The organism is Marinomonas sp. ABL3_031 (genome assembly GCF_056161265.1).
Window position 1 is genome coordinate 47,483 of record NZ_JBSWYU010000011.1, and the last position, 24,460, is coordinate 71,942.

The following is a 24,460-nucleotide window of genomic DNA, read 5'->3' on the forward strand; positions in this document are numbered from 1 at the left end:
TTTGTTATCGGCAAGAGCTAATTAAGAGTGTCGTTTAGATGTATTGTTACGGGTTAGATATGAGGCCGTATTGACCGATATCAACCTTGCTCGCCTTTGATGGCCATTTGAGAACATTGTGATTGCTTGTGGGAAGCCGTTAATCAAGTTGAGACTTGGTTCACAATGCAAATGCTGAGCACCTTTTTCAGATTTAGGTGATCCAAAAGAATCATTATTGCGTTATTTTACAATGGCACAGTAATGATTTTTATGCTGTTTACAGTGTGGTGATCTTTACTGAAATACCCGGCACTGCCGGATTTTCGTTCTGTCATTTGATAGTTAAGTGGCAGTTTTGTGAACCTCGGGGTTAGAGGATGATTCTCTTGTTAACTCGTATCCTAAGTAAAGTCGCTTTGGCGCTAATGGTGGGCTTGCTCGCCGGTTGTCAGGGTGGTGTGCTCGATCCAAAGGGTCAGGTTGGTATTGAAGAGAAGCAACTAATTATTGTTGCCACTCTGTTAATGCTACTTGTCGTGATTCCTGTGATCTTCATGACATTGTATTTCGCTTGGAAATACCGTGAAGGTCGTGATGAAATCTATGAGCCTAAGTGGTCACACTCCACGAAAATTGAAACTGTCGTATGGGCAATTCCAGTTGTTATCATCATCGTTCTTGGTGTGATTACCTGGAAATCTACACATGCTCTAGATCCTTATAAACCGTTGGAACATGAGAAAGATCATATTACGGTTCAAGTGGTATCTATGAACTGGAAATGGGTCTTCATTTATCCAGAACAAGGTATTGCTACGGTCAACGAATTGGTCTTCCCTGCTGATGTTCCAGTGGCATTCAGAATTTCGTCTGAAGGAACCATGAACTCTTTCTTCATTCCGCAATTGGGTAGTCAGATTTACTCTATGGCTGGAATGGTGACAAAACTGCACCTAATTGCAAACGAACCAGGAACTTTCAAAGGTTTCTCTTCTAATTACAGCGGTGCAGGCTTCTCTGGTATGAAATTTAACGCCATTGCTACACCAACTGAAGCGGAGTTCGATGAATGGGTCGCTCAAGTTAAAGAGTCAGGTAATGTGCTAGATCAAATTAGCTACGACGAACTTGCGCAACCTACTGAAAACCATCCTGTAGAATACTTTGGCTCTATTAAGCCAGGTATCTTCCACGATAATGTTATGAAGTTCATGAAAGACTACGGTACGGTTGATATTTTGGAAGGCACAGTCTTCGACACTCCTATGATGCGTCAGATGAAGCAAGGTGATCACCATCACGGTGATATGAACCATGCCGAAATGGATCATAGTGAGATGAACCACAGTCAAATGAATCATGACGATATGGAGGCTGATAAATAATGTCTGGTTTCTTAGGCAAACTCTCCGTTGATGCGCTGCCGCATGACCCTATTGTCATCACAACCTTGTGTGTGGTGGCTGTGGTTGGTGCCATAGTTGCATTTTTGGTTCTGAAAAATAATTTATTGGGTGTCTTGTGGCGCGATTGGTTGACTTCGGTTGATCACAAAAAGCTAGGTATAATGTACATTGTACTGGCTTTCATCATGTTGATTCGTGGTTTTGCGGATGCCATCATGATGCGTCTTCAGTTGGCCTTAGCGACCAACGGTGACCCTGGTTACTTACCGCCACATCACTACGATCAAATCTTTACGGCACATGGTGTCATCATGATCATCTTTATGGCCATGCCATTTATGATTGGTTTGATGAACATTATAGTACCGCTACAGATTGGTGCGCGTGATGTTGCTTTCCCATTCCTGAATAACCTCAGTTTCTGGTTGGCAGCTTCTGGTGCCATCCTGGTAAACATTTCTCTAGGTTTAGGTGAATTCGCGAAAACAGGCTGGGTCGCTTATCCTCCTCTGGCTGGCTTGGAATACAGTCCAGGCGTCGGGGTGGACTACTACATATGGGCGCTACAGATATCCGGTATAGGGACAACCTTGACCGCGGTTAACTTCTTGGTAACTGTCTTTAAGATGCGTACGCCAGGAATGAAGTTGATGGATATGCCGATCTTTACTTGGACCTGTACTTGGGCCAACATCTTGATCGCCGCATCCTTCCCTATACTGACCGTTGTATTGGCATTGTTGACACTAGATCGTTATCTAGATTTCCACTTCTTCACTAATGATGGTGGTGGTAACTCAATGATGTATATCAACTTGTTCTGGGCATGGGGTCACCCTGAGGTGTACATCCTAGTGCTTCCAGCGTTTGGTATCTTCTCTGAGATCGTATCTACCTTTACCGGTAAGCGTTTGTTCGGTTACAAATCTATGGTTTGGGCTACGGCATCGATTTCCATTCTGGGTTTCGTCGTATGGTTGCACCACTTCTTTACCATGGGTTCAAGTGCTAACGTAAATGCCTTCTTCGGTGTGATGACTATGATCATTGCCGTACCTACCGGTGTGAAATTGTTTAACTGGTTGTTCACTATGTACCGTGGTCGTCTGCGCATTTCTGTGCCAGTCCTATGGACATTGGGCTTCATGGTGACATTCACCATCGGTGGTATGACAGGTGTATTGCTTGCAGTACCTGGTGCGGACTATGTATTGCACAACAGCTTGTTCTTGATCGCTCACTTCCACAACACCATTATCGGTGGTGCGGTATTTGGTTATCTAGCGGGTTTCACTTTCTGGTTCCCGAAAGCAATGGGCTTCCATTTGAATCCAAAACTGGGCAAAGCCGCGTTCTGGTGCTGGTTAGTTGGCTTCTTCTTAGCCTTCATGCCACTGTACGTACTTGGCTTCCTAGGTATGACACGACGTCTAAACTACACAGACAACCCAGACTTCAACATCTGGTTGTTCATTGCTCTTTGTGGTGCGTTTGTGATCTTAGCAGGTATTATCTGTCAGTTCCTACAGTTGTATGTCAGCTTCCGCGATCGTAAGCAGAACCTAGATACAACAGGTGATCCATGGAACGGTCATACGCTTGAGTGGTCGACTGCGTCTCCACCACAGTATTACAACTTTGCTGAGCTACCAGTGGTTTCTGATATCGATGCCTTCACCGATATGAAAGAAAAAGGTACGGCTTACCAGCGTAAAGACAGTTATGCGCCTATCCACATGCCTAAGAACACACCCGCTGGTATCATTATGGGTGGTCTATTAACGGCGTTTGGTTTCGCTATGATCTGGCATATTTGGTGGTTGGCAATTGCTAGCTTATTAGGAACGGTTGTGACTTTCATCGTACGTGCTTACACGAAAGATGTGGATTATTACGTTCAACCTGATGAAATTGCTCGTATTGAAAATGAGCACCTAGACAACGTGGCTAAGGGGTAATCATGAGTACTGCAATGAATACGCACGATGCTCACGAAGCGGGTGCACACCACGACGAACATCATGATACTGGTGGCAACACCATATTTGGTTTCTGGTTGTATTTGATGACGGACTGTTTGTTGTTCGCATCTATCTTTGCTACCTACGCTGTGCTCTTTATGAACACAGCCGGTGGGGTTTCTGGCAAAGATATTTTTGATCTTGAGTTGATTCTGGCAGGTACTGCGGCGTTACTTTTTTCAAGTATCACTTATGGCTTCGCTATGATCAGCGCGCATCGTAAGAATAAAGCCGGTACTTTGGGATGGTTAGCAGTAACCTTCCTATTTGGTGCCTGCTTTATCTCGTTAGAGATCTATGAGTTCCATCACTTGATCGCAAATGGTCACGGTCCTCAAGCAAGCGCTTTCTTGTCAGCCTTCTTTACCCTTGTGGGTACACACGGCTTGCACGTTAGTGCCGGTATGATTTGGATGGTGATCTTGATGATCGAAGTGGCGAAGACGGGTCTGACTAACCGTGCACTTACCCGCATTGGTTGTCTAAGCTTGTTCTGGCACTTCCTAGATGTTGTTTGGATTTGTGTTTTCACCGTTGTTTATCTGATGGGGGCGGTCTAATGAGCGATCATTCTTCTGAAGCGCATTCACACGGTAGCGTGAAGTCCTATGTGATTGGTTTCGTCTGGTCTGTTATTTTGACCGGCATTCCTTTCTGGATGGTAATGACAGAAGCCTTTGATAAAGGCCCAACTTACATCGCTATCGTTGTGTTGGCCATCATTCAGATTTTTGTTCATTTGAAGTACTTCCTTCACTTGGACTTTTCTGAACAAGGCAAGCTGGACACTTATTCATTTATTTTTTCTGCCGTTATCATAATCATGGTTGTTGGTTTGTCTGTGTGGATCATCTACGCATCCAACGCGATGATGATGTAAATGCAGAGTGGATTTATGATTAATTCATTTGGGAACCCTGAAGATGTTTAAGCGTTATTTGCAGGTGACTAAACCTGGCATCATTATGGGCAACCTCATCTCTGTTGCGGGCGGCTATTTCCTAGCCGCTCGTGGCGACATCGATTGGATGTTAATGCTGATGACAGTCATTGGTCTGTCTTTGGTGGTCGCATCCGGTTGTGCCATTAACAATTACATCGACCGAGACATCGATGCCAAAATGAAACGTACTCGTAATCGTGTAACGGTCAATGGTGAAATGTCTGGGAAAGCAGCATTCTTCCATGGTGTTGTCTTAGGCGTAATCGGTTTTACTTTGCTGGGGTATTTCACTAACTGGGTCGCAGTGGCTTTTGCTGTTTTTGGTTATGTGGTGTATGTCGGTTTGTATACTTTGTACTTTAAGCGTAAGTCTGTCTACGGTACTTTCATTGGTAGTCTATCTGGTGCTGTGCCACCCGTTGTAGGTTACTGTGCTGCCGCTGGGCAATTTGATGCAGGCGCCGCTATTTTGCTGACCATGTTCAGTATCTGGCAAATGCCGCATTCTTATGCAATCGCCATTTTTCGTTTTGACGATTACAAAGCGGCGGGCATTCCCGTATTGCCAGTATCGCAAGGTATTGCTAAAGCAAAACGCCATATTATTCTGCATATTGCTGCCTTTGCGGTCGTTGCGGCCCTTTTACCACTAGCCGGCTATGTTGGTATTGGTTTTATGGTGGTAGCTCTATCGACTAGTCTATGGTGGTTAGCGATGGCACTACGAGGTTATCGTGCGGATATTGATTTGAATGGTTGGGCGCGTCAGGTGTTCTTCTTTTCCATCATTACGGTTACGGCTCTGAGTGTTACTATGGCGATTGATTTCAATGAAGTCTCACCAAATTTGTTAGTGTTATCGGCACACTAAAGTGATTTTTAAAACGGGCTCATCATGAGCCCGTTTTTATTTCCCTCTTCTATTTTAAGATTTCTTCCCATTTCTCTGAATATTGGTTATTTTGAATAGTCACTAAGGCGTAGATTCCATATAAGGAAGAGAAATGAAGTGGTTGTTCAAGAGTTCAACGGTACTGTTTAACATCTTGTTGTCGAGCCAGATTTGGGCCAATACAGTGCAGTGCCAAGGGCTTATGTCGCAAGCCTCAGATAAGCTTGAATTACAAACCGCTATGCATGCGCCAAGCGCTCAAGTACGTTTTCCTTATTGTCAGGTGACGGGCATAGTTTCTCGCCGTATTGGGACAGAGGGTGTGTTTTACAATACGCGTTTTGAACTGCGTTTGCCTTCTCGTTGGCAAGGCCGATTGGCCTATCAGTTTGATACCGCCTATGGAGGTGAAATAGCGCCAGCGCTGGGTAAAATAACGGGATTAACTGAAAATCAATACGCTATCAATCAAGGCTTTGCTGTGGTTTCTTCTAATGAAGGTCATGACAACAGTGCCTTTTCCGCATTATCTGGTGGCCTTTCACAATCTTTTTTGTTTGGTCACGATGCCAAAGCGCGTAAAGACTTTGCTTATCAAGCGATGACACAAGTAATGCCAGCTGCGATAAAGCTTGTTGAGCAGTATTATGCGGCTCCTGTGCAATATAAATACGGAATAGGTCAAGCCAATGGCGGAAGAACCGCTATGGTGGCGGCGACGCGTTTTCCTAACATGTTCGATGGTTTATTGGTCGCTTCACCTGGTTTTAATGCGCCTAAAGCGGCTTTGCAGCATGCTTGGGATTACCAGTTATTACGCCAAATCAATGAAGATATTCGCAGCTCGTTAACCGCTCGGGATATGGAATTTATTGCTCGCGAATTGCTTCGTCAGTGCGATGCTCTAGACGGCATTAGTGATGATTTAATCTTTGCGACCGACGCTTGTCAGGCAATTTTTAAACCCACCTCTCTGGTGTGTAAGGGTGAGTTTGATCGTGATTGTCTATCCACTGAAAAAATAGGCGCTTTAGTGAAGATGCACAAAGGCCCGCATAATAATAAAAACCAGCCACTTTACAGCAGTTGGTTTTACGATACAGGGATGAAATCCAATAATTGGCGTGGCTGGAAAATCAGCAGCAAAGTCGACGCTTGGGATAATATGCCTGCGGGATTGGTGTTGGGGGCGAGTGCTTTGGCCAACCTTTATACTGTGCCGCCAGCCAAGGGTAAAGGCGATATTTATGCGTTAAGTGATTATTTAGCTTCATTTGATTTTAATCGTGATGCTAAAAAGATCTATGCTGTATCAAAAGACTTTGATGTATCGGCGATGACCATGATGACACCACCCGATGCGGTGAAGCCAAAGCTTACAGAATTCAAACAAGCTGGTGGTAAGATGATAGTGTTTCAAGGTAATAGTGACCCAGTTTTTTCTGTGAAAGATACAACGCGCTGGTATGACTTCTTAGATTTTGCTCTTGCTGGCAAAGCGAAAGACTTTGTGCGTTTTTATCGCATTCCCGGTATGCCGCATCAACAAGGTGGCTTGTCTACTGATCAGTTCGACATGTTGCAACCCTTAATGCAATGGGTAGAGCGTCAAACCCAGCCACAACAAGTAATCGCCGCAACCCGAACTGATAATCCTGAATTAACCTCAAGAATGGTAGGCTTAACCCGTCCTTTATGCCCTTATCCTAGTTATGCAGAATATTGGCAAGGAGACATGAAATCCGCATCTTCTTTTCGTTGCGTGGTGCCGCGTTAATGGCTAATGACAAGATTAGCGCCCTCCTGCCACGTCGATAAAACTTCCTGTGCTATAGCTGGCTTTATCGCTTAATAACCAAACAATGGCTTCGGCAACTTCAGCGGCTTGTCCGCCACGCTGCATAGGAATGCTTGGCGCGAGGCGCTCCACTCTGTTTGGTTCTCCGCCATCGGCGTGCATGTCAGTATAAATAAAACCTGGGCGAACCGTATTAATGCGAATTCCTTCTGCTGCGAGTTCTTTTGCCAAGCCTTTGCTCATGGTATCTAATGCGCCCTTACTGGCAGCATAATCCACATATTCGTTTGGCGCGCCCATCACAGAAGCTAAGGATGACACGTTTACAATACTGCCTTGTAAATGGTGTTGTCGCATCTGCTTGATAGCTTGTTGACAACACAACATAGGGCCAAAAACATTAGTTGAAAATACTCGCTGCCAGCGCTCTAATGAGAGCTCTGAAAAGCTTTTTTGTGTCTCTAAAATACCGGCATTATTGACTAATCCCCAAACCGGTCCCCAGTTTTCAAGAATCTGATCAAATAGAGTAATGATGCTGGTTTCCTTACTGACATCCGCCTGCAAGGCGTTTGCTTGACCGCCATGCTGGCGAATCTTGTCCACCAACTGCTCAGCCAGTTGCGCTTCTTTTCGGTAATTAATGATCACATGATAGCCATATTGAGCGGCCAAGCTGGCCGTGGCGGCACCTATGCCTCGGCTGGCTCCAGTGATTAGCACGATGGGCTTAGTCATGAAGAGTTCCTTATGTTGTTGGTGTCACTATCATATTAAGCCAGAAGTTATTGAGTGAAATCCATGTAAAAAAGGAACCAAGGAGGAGGAAAGTCTGCCATTGAGGAAGTATTTGATACTTTCGAGGCAGGAGATTGAGAATAGTAAGTAATGCATATAATAATCAATAAATATTAAATCGGTGGTTTTAATGAAATCTGAAAACATCCACTTTTTGATCACAGATATATTGCGTCTTATGCGTCGTGAATATCGCAAAAGTAACTTAGGGATGACGCCTATGCAGGCGCGCGCTTTGGTGTATGTGTCGCGAAATGAAGGCATCAGACAGGTAACACTGGCGGAGTTATTGGATATTCAACCTATTACCTTGGCCCGTTTAATTGATCAACTTGTGTCTGACGGCTTGGTTGAACGAAGAGCTGACCCTAAGGATAGGCGCGCAAACACCTTGTTTTTAAACACTCAAGCGAACCCTTGGCTGATTGAGATAGACAAAGAAATTCAACGTGTGCGCAGTAAAGCCTTGCAAGGCTTGGATGAAGCGCAAATTCAAGCTGTGATGGAAGGGCTGATTAAGATGCATGAAAACCTTGCCAATGATGCGTTATCTGATACTCAAACTTCGGAGATTCAAGGCTAATGAGTGAACAAGAAACCAATATCGCAGTGCCAAAACAAGTTGCGAAACGCTCGTTGCGTCGCGTGTTATTAATCGGTGTTCCTATACTTGCCATCCTAGTGTCAATGGGAGTTTACTCACTGGGCGGACGTTATGTAGAAACGGATAATGCCTATGTTCAGTCCAATATCACTAGTATTAATGCGGAAGTGTCAGGAGCCATTCATCGTCTTGCGGTGAAAGAGAATCAACAGGTTAAGGTGGGGCAATTATTACTGCAGTTAGACGCGACACCATTTAAATTAGCTGAAGCCAAAGCAGCAGCACAATTAGAGCAAGTACGTCTGAATATCCTTGAACAGAAAGCGGCCTATCAAGAGAAACTGGCAGAGATAGCGCAGGCGGAAAGTAGCTATGCTTTCAATCAGCGAGAAGAGCAACGTCAAGCCAATTTACTAAAACAAAAATTCATTTCTGACAATCAGTTTGATCAAGCGAAACAAGCGGCGGAAGTCAGTCGTCTTAATGTCACGACTTTGAAGAAAGATTTAGATCGTTTGAAAGAGGCTTTGGGAGGCAACCCTGATGGGCCGCTGCAAGATCACCCTAGTTATCAAGCGGCATTAGCCGCATTAAACCAAGCGAAAACAAATTTAAGCCATATTGATCTGCACTCTCCTGTATCTGGTGTCGTAGCGAAAGTGCCCCATCAAGGGGAATATCTGACCACAGGCGCTACGGCAATGGTGGTGGTTGCGGATCAAAACAAATGGATTGAAGCCAATTTTACCGAGAAAGACCTAACTTATGTAAAAAAAGGACAAGCAGTAGAAGTGGAAGTGGATGCTTATCCAGATCGGACCTTTACTGGATATGTGGAAAGCATTAGCCCTGCTACGGGTTCAGAGTTTTCTGTTATTCCAGCCGAAAATGCCACCGGAAATTGGGTGAAAGTTGCTCAGCGTTTGGCGGTGAAAGTGGTATTAGACGACGACCAAGATTTGCCAAAATTGCGTACAGGTTTTAGCTCAACTGTCACGATAGATACAGAGCATCACCGTCAATTACTTGGCTTTTCGTGGTAACCCAAGACCATGTTAGCTTCATCTTCTTCGTCGTTAAAAAGTGATCATGTTCGCCGCATCATGATCACTGTTTCTGTGATGCTGGCGACCATTATACAGGTTTTGGATACCACCATTGCCAATGTGGCTTTACCTTATATGAAAGGCACTATGGGCACCACGCAGGACCAGATTTCATGGGTGCTGACATTTTATATAGTCGCTGCTGCGATCTGTATGCCATTAACTGGCATATTGTCGGCCAAGATAGGTCGTAAACGTCTCTTCATGTGGTCAATTGTGGGTTTTACATTTACTTCCATCTTGTGCGGTGCTGCCCAGTCTCTGAATCAAATTGTGCTATTTCGCTTGTTGCAAGGGGTATTTGGTGCCAGTTTGGTGCCTCTATCGCAATCGGTGTTACTGGACTCTTACCCGAAAGAAAAGCATGGCCCCGCCATGGCAATATGGGGTATGGGTGTCATGGTTGGGCCGATTCTAGGGCCTTATCTTGGCGGCTTACTGACAGAATATTACAGCTGGCGTTGGGTGTTTTATATAAACGTGCCTTTTGGTGTTTTGGCCTGGTTAGGGTTAGCTGGCTTCTTATCAGAAAGTAAATTGGATAAGTCACGTCGTTTTGATTTATATGGCTTTGTTTTGCTGGGGATTGCCATAGGTAGTCTGCAAATGATGTTGGATCGTGGGCAATCACAAAACTGGTTTAGCAGCATGGAAATCATGGTGGAAGCACTCTTGTTGTTATTCTGTGGTTATATGTTTTTAGTCCATATCTTTACTCATAGTAATCCCTTCATTGACCCTGCTATGTTTAAAGATCGTAACTTCAGTGTTGGCATGGTGTTTATCTTCATTGTTGGTGTCATTATGTTAGCGTCAATGACCTTATTACCACCTTTTATGAGTTCTCTGATGGGATATCCAGTGGTGGATATTGGCACGATTCTAGCGCCTCGTGGCTTTGGTACTATGGCCGCTATGATGATTGTCGGACGCTTATCCAACAAGGTGGATCCCCGTGCTTTCATTGCCTTGGGGTTATTACTCATTACCTACTCCATGTGGGAAATGACTTTATTTACTGCGCAAGTCAGTGCTTGGGACATTATTCGAACGGGTATGGTTCAGGGTGTGGGACTGGGCTTTATCTTCGTTCCGCTTTCTACGATCAGTTTTGTTACATTAGATGCGAAATATCGTGATGAAGGCACGTCTATGTTTAGCTTATTACGTAACATTGGTAGCAGTATTGGGATTTCTCTAGTGACTACCTATTTGGCTCAGCGTATACAGATCAATCATGCGGCTTTTGCAGATTACGTTAATCCGTTTAACCTTGGCTTGAATATGGCACAACAAGAAGGCGTTTATGATATTAATCAGCTGACAGGCTTAGCCTCTTTGAATGCTTTGGTAAATGAGCAAGCAACAATACTAGCCTATTTGCAGGATTTTCGTTTCATGATGTGGGTGACCTTGGCAGCATTACCTCTTGTTCTGTTACTGAAAGGCACACCCAAGCAGGCAGTTTGATCCGTTTGTTTATAGCTTTAGGCTGGCGACTCTTCGGAGCACACGTTATCATGCGTGCTTTAATGTGAGTCGATGGTGGAGAGTCAATTTGAGTACCAGTGGGCGACACTTCATTTTGGGTTATGGCAGTCTGATAAATGCCGACAGCCGTGCTAAAACAGGTGAAACAGGTGACGTCTGGCCTGTTAAACTTCAAGGCTATGCGCGTCATTGGTCAGTAATGTCAACCGAATTTGGCATGAGTTCGGTAGCGGTTGTGGCACAAGCAGATGCTTATTGTAATGGTGTTTTGGTGGAAGTGCCGTTTGATCAGTTTGCTTTGTTTGATGAACGAGAGCGTGGTTATCAGCGCAGCCAAATTGCACCACAGCATCTTGTTTCTTATCAGGATGAAGCTTTACCGCAAGGCACCTACTGGATTTATCATACTCATCAAGTGGTACCACCAGATTCACACTGCCCTATTACTCTAAGTTATGTGGATGTTATTTTGGCGGGGTGCTTGGAACACAGCAAAACCTTTGCTAATGATTTTTTAAACCTCACACAAGGTTGGCATCAGCCTACCTTGAATGATCGCTTAGTACCCAGATATCCAAGAGTACAAGCTGATTTATCCATTCAGCCATTAAATCAACTAATAGCAACTGTTACCAATTTGTCTGAGCGAGAGCTTTCTGTCAGTTATGAATCTTAATCCTACCAGCCAGTTATTGATCCGTAATGAGGAGCAATGGCAAGGCAATCTTCTGTTCGCTAATCCAGAAGACACTTACCCGCAAGCCTTAACGGCTAAGGCTAATGTGTACGCCTGGTGTCAATCTAAGACGCGTTATGATGCTTTACTTAAAGTGGGTTTTGCTGAGGATAGGTTGTTATTTTCAGAACAATGGTCATCGAAAGTAACATTTGATCATGTGGTGATCTATCAACCTAAAGCGAAAGAATTATTGGATTACTTGCTTGCCAATGTTCTGCCTTGTCTAAAAGAAGGCGGACAAATTTGGTTGGTGGGCGATAATAAAAGCGGTGTGAAATCCTCTATGAAGCGTCTGGAGCCGCATCTAGAACACGTTGGTAAGGTGGACAGTGCCAAGCATTGTTTGTTGTTCACTGGTTATAAGCAAGCACCAGCTAAAGCATTTGTGTTTGCGGACTGGGTATCCTCATGGCACGTTGACGTAGCGGGACAGCAGATAACCTTGTGCAGTTTGCCAGGGGTCTTTGGACATGGAAAATTGGATAAAGGCACGTTATTACTGTTGGAACAACTGCAATCTCATCGCTTCATGAGCGAGGTGGCACAAGCCCGAATATTGGATTTTGGTTGTGGCGATGGCATCATTGCGTTGTGGCTGCATCGTAATACTCAGGCACAGGTAACCGCATTGGATGATAGTGCCTTAGCGTTGAAGGCGACTCAACTGACATTTGCCGCAAATCAAGCCGACGAGGCTTTAACTTTGTTGGCCTCAAATGGTCTCAATGAAGTAAAAGGGCGTTTCAACTATGTGGTCACCAACCCGCCTTTCCACACGGGCGTGAATACCGACTACAGCATCGCAGAAGGCTTTTTTATAGGCGTTAAAAATCATTTAACGTTAAATGGCGAACTCTTTGTAGTGGCAAATGACTTTTTGCGCTATCCGCCATTATTGGACGCCGCTCTGGGATCGCATACGCGACTGCTTAGAGACCAAGGCTTTGCCATTTACCATGCTCGTCAAATGAAGAAAAAGTAATTCTCCTATGTACCTATTCAGTTTTTAAAAATGGGTACAGTATGGCTTAATAAGCAAACCAACGTTTACACGAGCGTCGAAAATTACTCACATCATAGAAGTTCAAATACTCGGCTACTTGGCCCTCATCATAACCAAGTTCATCCATTAGCTGCATGGCAACCTCTTTGCGTACCTGATCACAGAGCTTCTGATAATGAGTGTGATGCAGCTTTAGCTTGCGTTTGAAGGTGGCAGGGCTCATGTCTAAGCGTCGTGCCACTTCTTCTAAACTGGGTAAGTCACGCACTTCTTCCTGCAATATAGAATGCACCAGTGATAGCAAACTGATTGGCGCATCTAATTGCTTTAAAGCCTGTCGTGATTCCCCTAGAGACATTTGATACACGCTGGGCGAGGAAATGGGGTTGGCTTTGATTAGATATTGCTTAGCAATGCACATGGACAAGCGTTTGCCATTGAAACGTCGATCTCTTCCCAGATACACTTCATATTCTGCTTGATGGTCCGGTTGAGCGTAATCCAATGAAATGGACCAAGGTAAGTGAGCATTTGCTAACCAATTGCTATATGACACCAAAGCAGTGATGGTCATCTCTTTGATAAAGCGAGTGACTCGGTTTTGTTCGTTAGACAATAGGCTTGGAGAAATAGCGCCAAAGGCTTGTTGAAATTCAATAAACACATGGCTGGGGGTTTGGCGCAGCTTGGGTGTTAATAAGGGAAAAAACAAACAAGAAAACTCACAAAGTCGTTCTAATGCATCCAATGTGGTGGGTGAGTTTTGTAGACAATGGGAAAGACTACCGAAATAGCCAGGTAACATACGTTGTCCGAAGATAAAAGCGAGGTCTTCAGTGAATGGTGGTTGGCAGGCATTATCATAGAGCTGTACCAATTGTTGTGGGCTTAAACTACGCTTACCTTGCGCGACATCATCGTAAAACAAACCTGTTTTACGCAGAAAATAGTTCGCCTCCACACCACGAGAAATCAGCAAATCCATGAGGATTACCGCTTGCTGATGAGCATAAAGGTAAGCATCATGACGTTCCAGCCAGCGCTTCTGCATCTTGCTACTCGTAGGCTTTCTGTAAAGCAGATTGATTTTGTTCAGCAAGCGCATGGTAGGCTCGCTGCAATAAATACTCTGGTGTTTCTTGTTCGTCTTTTGCCATCACCATGACCATAGAAGCGCCTAAGCGAATACTCTGTTCGACGCCTTGTGCGCGATAATGAAATTCATGCAATAACTGTTCTAATTCATGGGCAATCTGCTTGGCTTGGGGCAAATCCATTTCATGTAGAATTAAAGCAAAGCGTCCACCTGCTAAGTGACAAAGGCTGTCTTCAGGCTTAAGCGTCAGACTAATGAGCTCACTGACAATGATGAGAAAGCGATCGGCTTCTTTACCGCCATAGCGATAATTGATGTCCGCAAAGGGTACCACATCCAATAACAATAACGCGTGTTGTTGCCAGCTGGCATGGCCTTTTGCAAAGGCTTTTTCTAACTGACTAGTGAGAAAACTCGATTTCGGCAAGCTGGTGGTGTCGTCTAATGGCCCCGTGTCTTGGTAAATGGCTTTACGTTTTTCCAAATAACGGTCTATCTGGTGTTGTTCTTTGCGTTTTAACCAAATAGCAATGGTGAGCGCGAACAAACCTAACGGCAGTGACTCTACCCAACTATCCCATTCATGGCCGACAGGTAGGTGTACCCATTCATCGAGCAAGTCCTGAAAGTTGGCCGCAAAAATACCAATAAAGCCAATGGCAAACCAGTTGGTCACAGGACCAGGCTGTCTCATGGACAGGACTAATAACAACCACACGATAATACTGAAAGCGGCAGTACCCTCACCTATGATGTCTATCCAAACCCACTGCTGAGGTGGTTTCACCTGCCCTTGTGAAAAGTTTAAAAATAACAAAGTAATGAAAATCGCACATAGAATAGTAAGCCATGCTTTATGGCGTAGTATTTTCTGTGAATTACTTATAAAAATATATTGCCAGCGGTGCAACCAATCACCCATACCGCTCTCCTGTCTACAAAAATGGATTGCTTCTATTATGTGACCGCTTTATGACAAATTTAGGACAGTCAGTCCGATTAGCTCACATGAGATGTTTCTACTTACCAAAAAAGAGAAATTGATGCTTTGCTATGAATTTAACTCATTGATTTTAATCATATTTCTTCCTTTTTTGAAAAGTGCTAATGGCTCAATGGGCGGATTTTTTATGGTGATTTCTAGTATTTCAAGGAATTTTTAATCGTCCACCATCAGGCCTGTCATGGAAATGTCATGAGGCCTTACTAAGGTGAGCGAACTTTGTATTTGTTAGCCATATTGATTAATAGAGGAAGATTCACATGAAGTTCGTCCCCACTCTGCTCGCCATCATGGTGAGTGCGACTTGTCTATCCGCCCATGCTAATAAGGTTACGCCTAGCCAGACTAAAACCCAGGCCAGCTATGAAGACATTGCCGATGCAGCGGTTTGGGTTAGCCCAAACAATGCCAATGAAGATCTGCTCATTGCCACATTAGAAGGTGATGGCTTAGCGGTATTCGATCACACAGGTCGTTTACTGCTCACGGATACAAGGCAAGAAGTGTTAGGAGCAGATATTCGCTATGGGCTTAAAGATGGCAAGAGCAGTCTTGATATATTGGCAGTGGGGCTGCCAGATGAAGAAGCTTTTGCTTTTTATCGCATCGATCCACGAGCTACGCCTATTCTGCAAACAGTTGGACGCATTGACACTCATATTGCACCAGAAGCGGTTTGTCTTTATAAAAACGTCACCACAGGTGAAACCACCGTCACGGGAGTGTCTGATTATGGTCAAATCGTGCAATACAAAATCCGCAATCGCGCCGGTCAGATTGTTAGTGCCGTGGTAGATAAGCAAGGCGAGCCAATTGCGGTACGAGAAACGCAAGTGGGTGGTGAATTGAGTGCCTGTGTGGTAGATGATGAGACTGGCACTTTATACGTTGCAGAACAAAATGTCGGCATTTGGGCATACGGCGCGGACGCCGAAAATGTCAAAGAGCGTCGTTTGGTGGACGTGGCTCAGCCCCTTGGTCATATAGAAGAGATTGAAAGCATGGATATGCTTTATCAAGCCGATGGTAAAGGCTATCTAATGATTGCCGATGAAGGCGCAGGGTTTTTGGTATATGACCGTGATGCCGAGCAAACGTTACAAGCCAGCTTTGATGTTGATGGTGTTGAAGAGGCCAAAATTATTATCGCGTCACCAAATGGATTATGGATTGGTAATACGGAAGTCGATGAGCCCGTGTACGAATTTTTACCTCTGTCTGATCTGCAACGCCAGCTTAACAGCCTTGCTTTGAATGAGGTACAAAGCCATCGTCAACTTTCCCTCGAAGGGGTGAAGCTGGTAGCCGCCACGGGCGAAACACAAGAAGTTAGTGAAGACGGCGATGCAGCGGATGATCCTGCTTTTTGGTTGAACCCAGAAGATGCGTCACAAAGTTTGATCATAGCGACCAATAAAAAAGGCGGTTTGATGGCCTATGATTTACAAGGGCGAGAAGTGCAGTTTTTAGAAGAAGGCGAGCCAAATAATGTGGATATTCGTACCATGACGGATTGGGACGGTTCAGAATTCGCTTTGGCTACCGCTTCCAATCGAGACTTAAATACCTTGGCCTTGTATAGGATCCAAGCTGGCGAGGAACCGATTCAGCCACTTAAGGCAGTGGGCAAACAGCGTCATGAAGCAGCCGCTGAGTTCGTTTCAGGTGTGGATGAAGTATATGGCTTGTGCATGTACACGGCGAAAAGCGGACAAGTGTATGCCTTTATGAACGGCAAAAACGGTGTCATAGAGCAATGGCGTCTTACGGCCACAAAAGCGGGCATCGAAGGAGAAGTGGTACGTCGTTTACAAGTGAATTCTCAACCAGAAGGTTGTGTGGCAGACGATGCCGCTGGCATATTGTATGTGGGTGAAGAAGATGTGGCTATTTGGGCATTCCAAGCCGACGAAACGGCGAGTACTGAAGCAAGCCTATTTGCCGCAGTGGATGGCAAACAATTGGTGGATGACATTGAAGGTTTGACCTTGTATCAAAATGGCAAAGAGAATTACCTGATTGCTTCTAGCCAAGGTAACAATACTTACGCTATTTATGATTTGGACAATGATGACCGCTATTTAGCGAGCTTCGCTATCATAGGTGACGATGACAAAGGAGTGGATGGCAGTAGTGATACAGATGGTATTCACGCAGTGACGGCCAACCTAGGGGAGCAGTATCCTCATGGTTTATTCTTAGCGCAAGACTGGTATAACTTGGATGAAGAGTATCAGGCCGAAAAGCAAAACTTCAAAATTGTTGATTGGCGCAGCGTAGAGCATGTTTTGCAAAACTAACCCACAGGACTAACCCTAACCCCGCAGGGACTAAAAAGCCAAGTCATCATTCTGACTTGGCTTTTTTACTGTTTAGAAAGTGCTTCATTAACAGTGAATTAGATTTTGAAATAACTGACGCTTTGATGCAGTTCGACCGCCAATTCATCCAGTTCAGTAACGCTATTTTTCGAATTGATAACCGCTTGAGCCGTTTCATTAACCATGTTGGAAATCTCTTCCACATGCTGAGCCAAGCTCTCAGTGGCTTTATTTTGCTCGTTAGAGGCATGTGACACGCCACGAATTTTGTTCAAGGTTTCGTCGGTGCCTGCGCGAATACTGGTTAGCATTTTGCTGACTTCACTGGAGCTTGTCACGCTTTCCTCTACCTTAGGTAAAATCGCCTGCATGGTTTTGGCGACGTTTTCTGTCTCGGACTGAACTATGTTAATGGTTTCGGTGATCTCAGAAGTCGCTGACGCCGTTCGTGATGCCAAGGTGCGAACTTCATCCGCTACCACGGCAAAGCCACGACCTTGCTCACCTGCACGCGCGGCTTCTATTGCTGCGTTAAGTGCTAATAAGTTAGTTTGCTCAGCAATATCTCTAATCACATCAACAATGTTACCGATCTGCAAAGAGCGTTTCTGAAGACTGTCGATTTCTTCTGTAGAACGAGTGATTTGATTGGAAATTTCATTGATGCTTTGCGCTGATTTTTGCACCACTTCTTCGCCTTGAATTGACAACTTAGACGATTCTTCTGAGTTTCTTTCAGTATTACGTGCACTGTTGGCGATCTCTTCGATACAGCTAGACAATTCCTGAATAGCGGAAGCCGTAGAATAAGAGGCATCAGAAGAATTTTTAGACGCTTCAGAAATTTGCACCATTTGTTCATTTAATGAATTGGTTGAGCGCGTTAATAGAGCGGACCCCTTGTTTATGTTGCGCACCATTTCCTGTAGCGACTTCTGCATACGTGAAATCGATCCAAGCAGACTATTGTCAGTGAATTTTCCTTCAATGGTTTCATTTAGATAGCCATCGGCAATGCTACTGGTAACCTTCATAGCATAGCTTGGTTCACCACCAATGCTGTGAAGAATAGATCGAGCAATGAAAATAGCGACCCCTATTATGGCTGCAAGGATTAGGATACTGATGATGCTGAATGAAATGGCTGACTGAATGAACTTTTTATTCACATCGTCCATATAAATGCCAAAACCAATCACCCAATTCCAACCATCAAGCTTAGTCATGCCATTGATTTTATATATTTTTTCTTTCGTTCCTGGTTTCGAACTTTTGCCTGTCTTAATGGCGAAATCGATGTTCTGCAGTTTAGCTAAATCAGACTTATAGGATTTTTGTGGAGTGCCTATTTTCTCTGCCTTAGGATGCACGCGCGACAGGCTATTATTATCGTTGGCCCAAATATAGGAAGCATCAAAACGCATGTTGGATAAGACTTCTACTACTTTTTCTTCCGCCTCTTCTCGGGACAGTTTGCCTGCTTGTTCAAGCTCGATGTAATGGTTGGCTTGAGCTTTTGCTAATGTCAGTATGGTTTGAATTTCCTGTTTACCACTGTCTAACAAATTACTTCGTAATGTTTCTAGTGCGACGGCACCTAGAATAATCAAACCCATTGCCGCACAGGCGATAATGATAGCGAGCTGTTTCGATAACTTCATAATAATCCTTCTGACATAGGGCGGTATTTCCACTACTAATGAAACACAATTTTAGTGCTTGGAATTTACTTATAACGAATTATTACTACGATTTAAATTTATTTATGCAAATAACCTATAAATAAAAACAATTCTTTGCAATATTAAACAATAGTTTAAGCATTTTTTCTCTCTCGTTAAATTCATCCTATGCCTAAAGATTTCTAGAAAAAAATTTGTTACTAAAAAATGAGTGTTTTGGAAGTAAGTTGAGTGAAATAACAATAATGATTAAGGCGAGTAAGATCCAAATTTGTAATATAAAGATGACTTGGGGGAAAGAGTAAAAGCGATAGCATTGACCGGCAATAATCGCGCCTAATGCGCCTGCGATCATTTTTGTAAAAGATAAGTAACTAAAAAGTAATGTATGGCGTTGTTGCACCTGTCTATGAACGATGGATATTTGACTGACTTCTACGCCACTTTCACCCATTCCAGCGATTAAGATGCACACCAATGCCCAATGCAAAGTGCTTTGTTGAAAGGTGAGAATAAAGCCGTTTGACATCACTAGAACAGACAAAAAAAACACCACGAGCAGGGCTGTGTTGCTTTGGATTTTTAAGGTACGGGTTAAAGCAAAGGCGCCTAAAAATTTACCTATTCCCCATGCAGACATTAAGTAACCTAAGCTTTGACTGAGATTTTCAGGTGACAATAACTTGGCTAAATCAGGAAACCCAAGCTGGTGGAAGGCATTGGCAAAACTGACCAGAAACACCATGATTAATATGCCTATCATAAAGCGTTTTGATGAAGTTCGGTTGATCGAATGTGGAGCAAGAGTTGCTTTATTTGCTTGAGTAGCTTGTGAGTCGGCAAAGATTGTTTGAGCAGAAAATTGGTGTACCAGATAGAAGAGTCCTGCTACCAAACAATACAGGGTAGCATTTAACATCAGCACGCCTTGGTAGAGAAAAAAATTCACTAATAGACCAGAGCTCATACCGGCTAAAATGGCTGCTATGGCGGAGCAAGCGATGATTGCGGCATTCATCTTGGTACGCTTTTGGGCTCTAATCCAATAAGGCAAACGACTATTAAATACAATGATAAATAAGGTATTAGATAAACCACCAAGAAATCCTACTATGGGTAGAATGAAAATCATTAAATGAATTGGAATTAGAATCAAACTCAGTAATAGCAAACCTCTAAGAATATTTAAGCCAATTATACTAAAGTTTGTGGGAGTTCCTTTACTCAGTCGTTTACCTATTAAGCTAGCAGCACTTCCTCCGATGACGGCCGCAGCGAAAAAAAGACTCAATTCATAAGCGTTTTTCTGCGTTAAAAAGATAAAAGCGGACAACACTATCATATTCAATGCACTAATGAAGTCTGATAAAGCACGCGCCAGTAAAATGACAATGGGTAATAATGTGGTAGAAGTCTTAGGTCGAATAAGTGGGATTCGCATGGCGCCTGTCCTTTGGCTTTATTAAGTCGAACCGTCCTGATTCGATGACATATCTTTTATACCGCGAAAAAGTTTAAATAACCAAACTTTATGAAGAAAATTTATAAATAAAAAAGCGCCCATATGGGCGCAAAATACTCGCTGGGTTTTTGCGTTTCTTTGTTAAGACGGATGTTCAGAAGGTTTATTTGTCGCTTTCTTAATTTGCTTTTGGAATAGAGAGGCGTTGTTCTGCGATACCGTGACAGGCGATAAGATGACCGGATGTTTCTTCTTGAAGCTCAGGCACCTCCTGACGACAACGGTCATTTGCGTATTCGCAGCGTCCATGAAAAGCACAACCTGAAGGGGGGTTAAGTGGGGATGGCAGTTCGCCTTGCAATTTAATGCGCTGTCGACGCTTGTCTGGCGACAACTGTGGCGTACTGGATAAGAGCGCTACAGTATAAGGGTGCTTAGGGTTTTGGAATAAATCCGCTTTGCTGCCTTTTTCAACCACTTTACCTAAGTACATCACCATGACGTCATCAGCAATGTGCTCAACCACAGACAAATCATGGGAAATGAATACATAGCTCAAGTTCAGTTCTTGTTGTAAGTCCATCATCAAATTCAGTACTTGAGCTTGTACTGACACGTCTAAAGCAGAAACGGGCTCATCTGCGACTATGACACTTGGGTCCAGCATAAGTCCTCGAGCGATGGCAATGCGTTGGCGTTGACCACCGGAAAACATGTGCGGGTAACGATTATAATGTTCCGTTTTCAAGCCGACCCTGGTCATCATATCTAAGGCCTTTTGCTTGCGCTCATGCTGAGACATCTTAGTATTGATCACCAAGGGTTCTTCTAAAATGCTACCAATCTTTTTGCGTGGATTGAGCGAACCATATGGGTTTTGGAAGATGATCTGAATCTTTTGTCTAAGCTTGGCTTGGGCAGCTTTGCTTAAACTTAATAAGTCTTCACCTAGATGTGCTAAACGACCGGATGTTGGTGTTTCTATCATAGTCAGCATACGACCTAGAGTGGATTTTCCGCAACCGGACTCACCGACAATGGCTAGGGTTTTGCCTTTTGCTAATTGAAAGCTGATGCCATCCACCGCTTTCACTACGGCATTGGGCTTGAACATGCCTTGTTTGACTTGATAGTGTTGTTTGAGCGCTTGCGCATCAAGAATGTACTCTTGTTGACTCATGCGGCAGGTCTCCCTTCTTTGTCTAGTGGCGTGTGGCACTTCACCTGGCGAGATAAGTCACCTTGATTGTCAGGTTCTACTTGCTGGCAATGTGCGCTGGAATAAGGGCAACGAGGACTCAATAAACAGCCTTGTGGTCTATCGTATTGACCAGGTACAACACCAGATAAGGCATCTAAGCGGGCTTTGCCTGCTGCGGATTCTGGTAAGGAAGCCAATAAGGCTTGTGTATAAGGGTGTTTTGGTGCGGAAAATACCTCGCTGGCTGGGCCGGATTCGACGATTTGACCTGCGTACATGACGATCACTCGATCAGCCACCTCAGCTACTAAAGCAAGATCATGAGTAATCAGCACTAAGCCCATTTGTTGCTTACGCTGTAATGCAATTAATAAATCGATGATCTGTGCTTGAATGGTGACATCCAGTGCGGTTGTCGGCTCATCGGCGATCAACAACTTCGGATTGCAAGCAATGGCAATGGCGATCATCACCCTTTGGCTCATACCGCCTGACAATTGATGAGGATAGTTTCTCAAGCGCGACTCTGGGGCGGGAATACCCACTTGCGTTAACAGTTCAATGGCACGTGCTTTTAGCTCTTTTTTACTACCACCTTGGTGAGTTTTAAGGGCTTCTATGATTTGATAACCCACAGTAAAGCAAGGGTTTAAGCTGGTCATTGGGTCTTGGAAAATCATCGAAATGTCAGAGCCGGTTAGCTGACGACGTTGCTTTTCCGGCATGGCTAATAAATCTTGGCCATTAAAGCTGAGTTGCTCTGCTTGGACTTTTCCTGGGTAGTCAATCAGTCCCATGATGGACAGAGAACTGACACTTTTTCCCGATCCAGATTCGCCGACAATCCCTAATACTTCGCCTTCTTCCACTTGGTAACTGATGTTATCAACGGCTTGGAATTGACCAAATTGTACGCTTAAGTTATTCAGTTCTAGTAATGACATTTGGCCTCTCCTACTGCTTTAATTTAGGGTCAAGGGCGTCACGTAAACCGTCACCCATTAAGTTGAATGCCAACACTGTGATTAAAATCATTAATCCAGGGAAGGTCACTACCCACCATGCACGTTGTACAAACTGTAGAGCATCGGACAACATAGATCCCCATTCAGGAGTTGGCGGTTGTGCGCCTAAACCGAGGAATCCCAATGCTGCCATATCGAGAATCGCGGTGGAAAAGCCCAGAGTGGCTTGCACAATCAAAGGCGCTAAACAGTTTGGCAGAATGCAGATAAACATTAGCCGCAATGGACCGGCACCAATAACCCGTGAGGAAGTGACATAGTCTTTCGACATTTCCGTCATGGTTGCGGCGCGAGTTAAACGTACATAATGTGGTAAAGAAACAATGGAGATGGCCAAGGCGGCATTGACAATGCTGGGGCCTAAAATGGCAACAATGGCAATGGCCAACAACAGACTTGGCATGGCCAGCATGATATCGACAATACGCATGATCATGGTATCCACGATGCCTTTGCAATAGCCAGCGACCAAACCTAATAAAATCCCCATGATTAAACTGGCGGTCACGGCCACAATGCCGACAGAAATGGACAAACGAGAACCGTAAATAAGACGCGATAGAATGTCACGACCCACATCATCGGTACCTAAAACATATGACCAATGGCCACCTTCTAACCAAACAGGAGGCAATAATAAGGCGTCACGGTATTGTTGGGACGGTGAATGAGGCGCTATCCAGTGAGCAAAAATGGCCGTGAAGAAAATAATCAATATAAGGACGAATCCAGCAAGCGCTCCCTTGTTGCTACTGAAGTAATACCAAAATTCTTGTAATGGTGTTTTTGGTGCTGGCGCACTTAGAGTTTGAGAAGACATATTGGCGCCCTTTTATTTACTGTGTCGAATACGTGGATTGACAATGCCGTAGGCAATGTCGACCAGCAAGTTTACGGCAATGATGATACAAGCCACGATTAAAATACCGCCCTGTACAACAGGATAATCTCGACGCCCAATCGATTCGATTAACCATTTACCGATACCTGGCCAAGCGAAAATCGTTTCAGTAAGAATGGCACCAGATAATAGGATACCAACCTGTAAACCAATCACGGTAATAACAGGAATCAAAGCGTTGCGTAAAGCGTGAATAATGATCACACGCCATGGGGCAATGCCTTTTGCTCGTGCGGTACGAATGTAGTCCTCACTGAGCACTTCCAACATAGAAGAACGTGTCATACGGGCAATCACCGCCATGGGAATGGTGCCCAAGACAATACTTGGCAATATCAAATGTGAAACCGCTGAAGTGAAAGCCCCAGTTTCATCTGATAACAAGGAATCGATCATCATAAAACCAGTCACATCGTCGATCCAATAAATCACGTCTACTCGTCCTGATACTGGTGTCCAACCTAGGGTGACGGAGAACACCAACATGAGCAATAAAGCCCACCAGAAAATCGGCATAGAATAACCTGTGAGAGACACCGTCATCACAGAATGATCAAAAAAGGTTCCTCGTTTCACGGCGGCAATGATACCGGCTGGCAGGCCCACTAATATGGCAAAGATAGCAGCACAAAAAGCCAGCTCAATAGTGGCTGGAAACAAGGTTAAAAATTCTTTCATTACAGGCTCTTTGGTAATCAAGGAATGACCAAGATCCCCCTGTAATACGCCGCCCACATAACGAAAATATTGAATGTACAAAGGCTGATCAAAACCTAATTGGGCGCTTAATTCGGCATGGCGTTCTGCACTTACACCGCGCTCACCGGCCATGACTTCGATAGGGTCTCCCGGAATAAGACGGATCAGAGTAAACGTCAGTAGCGTAATACCGATAAAGGTAGGTACGACCAAACTTAAACGGCGAAAAATAAACTGGAACATAGTCGGACTGGCTCTCATGTTTTTTACTGAACGAGGACTCACTG

Annotated in this window: 21 protein-coding genes; 12 read left to right on the plus strand and 9 right to left on the minus strand. The window is 44.2% G+C overall.

Annotated elements, in window-relative coordinates:
- Positions 1–359: 359 nt before the first annotated feature.
- The 6 genes from cyoA (at position 360) to ACXAH2_RS12755 (ending at position 7,021) form a co-directional block, all read left to right on the plus strand.
- The gene (gene cyoA / locus ACXAH2_RS12730; protein ID WP_475078991.1) at positions 360–1,367 is read left to right on the plus strand and encodes a ubiquinol oxidase subunit II; all 1,008 of its coding nucleotides are present in this window, start codon (positions 360–362) and stop codon (positions 1,365–1,367) included.
- Positions 1,367–3,346 carry a cytochrome o ubiquinol oxidase subunit I gene (gene cyoB, locus ACXAH2_RS12735; RefSeq protein ID WP_475078993.1) on the plus strand — a complete coding sequence of 660 codons (1,980 nt, stop codon included), beginning with the start codon at positions 1,367–1,369 and terminating at the stop codon, positions 3,344–3,346. The genes cyoA and cyoB overlap by 1 nt, the downstream gene beginning before the upstream one ends.
- A gap of 2 nt (positions 3,347–3,348) precedes the next feature.
- Positions 3,349–3,969, plus strand: coding sequence for a cytochrome o ubiquinol oxidase subunit III (cyoC, locus tag ACXAH2_RS12740; RefSeq protein ID WP_475078994.1), 621 nt, complete (start codon positions 3,349–3,351; stop codon positions 3,967–3,969).
- Positions 3,969–4,289, plus strand: a complete 321-nt coding sequence (cyoD, locus tag ACXAH2_RS12745) for a cytochrome o ubiquinol oxidase subunit IV (protein ID WP_353666674.1) — start codon at positions 3,969–3,971, stop codon at positions 4,287–4,289. The genes cyoC and cyoD overlap by 1 nt, the downstream gene beginning before the upstream one ends.
- Positions 4,290–4,332: 43 nt before the next feature.
- Entirely contained in the window at positions 4,333–5,223 is an 891-nt protein-coding gene (gene cyoE / locus ACXAH2_RS12750; protein WP_475078995.1) for a heme o synthase, read from the plus strand.
- A gap of 133 nt (positions 5,224–5,356) precedes the next feature.
- Positions 5,357–7,021 (plus strand): tannase/feruloyl esterase family alpha/beta hydrolase, encoded by a 1,665-nt coding sequence (locus ACXAH2_RS12755; protein WP_475078997.1) that lies wholly within the window; start codon positions 5,357–5,359, stop codon positions 7,019–7,021.
- Positions 7,022–7,036: 15 nt separating this feature from the next.
- On the opposite strand, the gene ACXAH2_RS12760 is transcribed toward ACXAH2_RS12755, so the two are convergent.
- Complete coding sequence (locus ACXAH2_RS12760; RefSeq protein ID WP_475078998.1) at positions 7,037–7,780, minus strand: SDR family oxidoreductase; 744 nt, start codon at positions 7,778–7,780, stop codon at positions 7,037–7,039.
- Positions 7,781–7,970: 190 nt separating this feature from the next.
- Here ACXAH2_RS12760 and ACXAH2_RS12765 point away from each other — a divergent pair, with 190 nt between their 5' ends.
- From ACXAH2_RS12765 to ACXAH2_RS12785, 5 genes are all read left to right on the plus strand, one after another.
- Entirely contained in the window at positions 7,971–8,423 is a 453-nt protein-coding gene (locus ACXAH2_RS12765) for a MarR family winged helix-turn-helix transcriptional regulator (protein ID WP_475079000.1), read from the plus strand.
- On the plus strand, positions 8,423–9,487 hold the full coding sequence (locus ACXAH2_RS12770; protein ID WP_475079001.1) for an HlyD family secretion protein: 1,065 nt from the start codon (positions 8,423–8,425) through the stop codon (positions 9,485–9,487). Before ACXAH2_RS12765 ends, ACXAH2_RS12770 begins: the two co-directional genes overlap by 1 nt.
- 9 nt (positions 9,488–9,496) lie before the next feature.
- A complete protein-coding gene (locus ACXAH2_RS12775; protein ID WP_475079002.1) occupies positions 9,497–11,020 on the plus strand; it encodes a DHA2 family efflux MFS transporter permease subunit in 1,524 nt (507 codons plus the stop codon).
- A gap of 88 nt (positions 11,021–11,108) precedes the next feature.
- A complete protein-coding gene (locus tag ACXAH2_RS12780) occupies positions 11,109–11,717 on the plus strand; it encodes a gamma-glutamylcyclotransferase family protein (RefSeq protein WP_475079003.1) in 609 nt (202 codons plus the stop codon).
- Complete coding sequence (locus ACXAH2_RS12785; protein WP_475079004.1) at positions 11,707–12,762, plus strand: class I SAM-dependent methyltransferase; 1,056 nt, start codon at positions 11,707–11,709, stop codon at positions 12,760–12,762. The genes ACXAH2_RS12780 and ACXAH2_RS12785 overlap by 11 nt, the downstream gene beginning before the upstream one ends.
- A 46-nt stretch (positions 12,763–12,808) precedes the next feature.
- Here ACXAH2_RS12785 and ACXAH2_RS12790 read toward each other — a convergent pair whose 3' ends face one another.
- Together ACXAH2_RS12790 and ACXAH2_RS12795 are read right to left on the minus strand one after the other, a co-directional pair.
- Positions 12,809–13,834: an AraC family transcriptional regulator gene (locus tag ACXAH2_RS12790; protein ID WP_475079005.1), complete on the minus strand. Its 1,026-nt coding sequence runs from the start codon at positions 13,832–13,834 to the stop codon at positions 12,809–12,811.
- 4 nt (positions 13,835–13,838) lie between these two features.
- A complete protein-coding gene (locus ACXAH2_RS12795; RefSeq protein ID WP_475079006.1) occupies positions 13,839–14,801 on the minus strand; it encodes a GGDEF domain-containing protein in 963 nt (320 codons plus the stop codon).
- 341 nt (positions 14,802–15,142) lie between these two features.
- On the opposite strand from ACXAH2_RS12795, the gene ACXAH2_RS12800 reads away from it, so the two are divergent.
- Entirely contained in the window at positions 15,143–17,182 is a 2,040-nt protein-coding gene (locus ACXAH2_RS12800) for a phytase (protein ID WP_475079008.1), read from the plus strand.
- Positions 17,183–17,280: 98 nt separating this feature from the next.
- Here ACXAH2_RS12800 and ACXAH2_RS12805 read toward each other — a convergent pair whose 3' ends face one another.
- The 6 genes from ACXAH2_RS12805 to ACXAH2_RS12830 all read right to left on the minus strand — a co-directional run bounded on the left by ACXAH2_RS12805 (position 17,281) and on the right by ACXAH2_RS12830 (position 24,416).
- A complete protein-coding gene (locus tag ACXAH2_RS12805) occupies positions 17,281–18,864 on the minus strand; it encodes a methyl-accepting chemotaxis protein (RefSeq protein ID WP_475079009.1) in 1,584 nt (527 codons plus the stop codon).
- Positions 18,865–19,057: 193 nt separating this feature from the next.
- Positions 19,058–20,326 carry an MFS transporter gene (locus ACXAH2_RS12810; RefSeq protein WP_475079010.1) on the minus strand — a complete coding sequence of 423 codons (1,269 nt, stop codon included), beginning with the start codon at positions 20,324–20,326 and terminating at the stop codon, positions 19,058–19,060.
- Positions 20,327–20,525: 199 nt separating this feature from the next.
- Positions 20,526–21,527, minus strand: coding sequence for a peptide ABC transporter ATP-binding protein (locus ACXAH2_RS12815; protein ID WP_475079012.1), 1,002 nt, complete (start codon positions 21,525–21,527; stop codon positions 20,526–20,528).
- Positions 21,524–22,492 carry a dipeptide ABC transporter ATP-binding protein gene (gene dppD, locus ACXAH2_RS12820; RefSeq protein ID WP_475079013.1) on the minus strand — a complete coding sequence of 323 codons (969 nt, stop codon included), beginning with the start codon at positions 22,490–22,492 and terminating at the stop codon, positions 21,524–21,526. The genes ACXAH2_RS12815 and dppD overlap by 4 nt, the downstream gene beginning before the upstream one ends.
- Positions 22,493–22,502: 10 nt before the next feature.
- Positions 22,503–23,393: a dipeptide ABC transporter permease DppC gene (gene dppC, locus ACXAH2_RS12825; protein WP_475079014.1), complete on the minus strand. Its 891-nt coding sequence runs from the start codon at positions 23,391–23,393 to the stop codon at positions 22,503–22,505.
- A 12-nt stretch (positions 23,394–23,405) separates the two neighbouring features.
- A complete protein-coding gene (locus tag ACXAH2_RS12830) occupies positions 23,406–24,416 on the minus strand; it encodes an ABC transporter permease subunit (protein ID WP_475079016.1) in 1,011 nt (336 codons plus the stop codon).
- Positions 24,417–24,460: the final 44 nt, after the last annotated feature.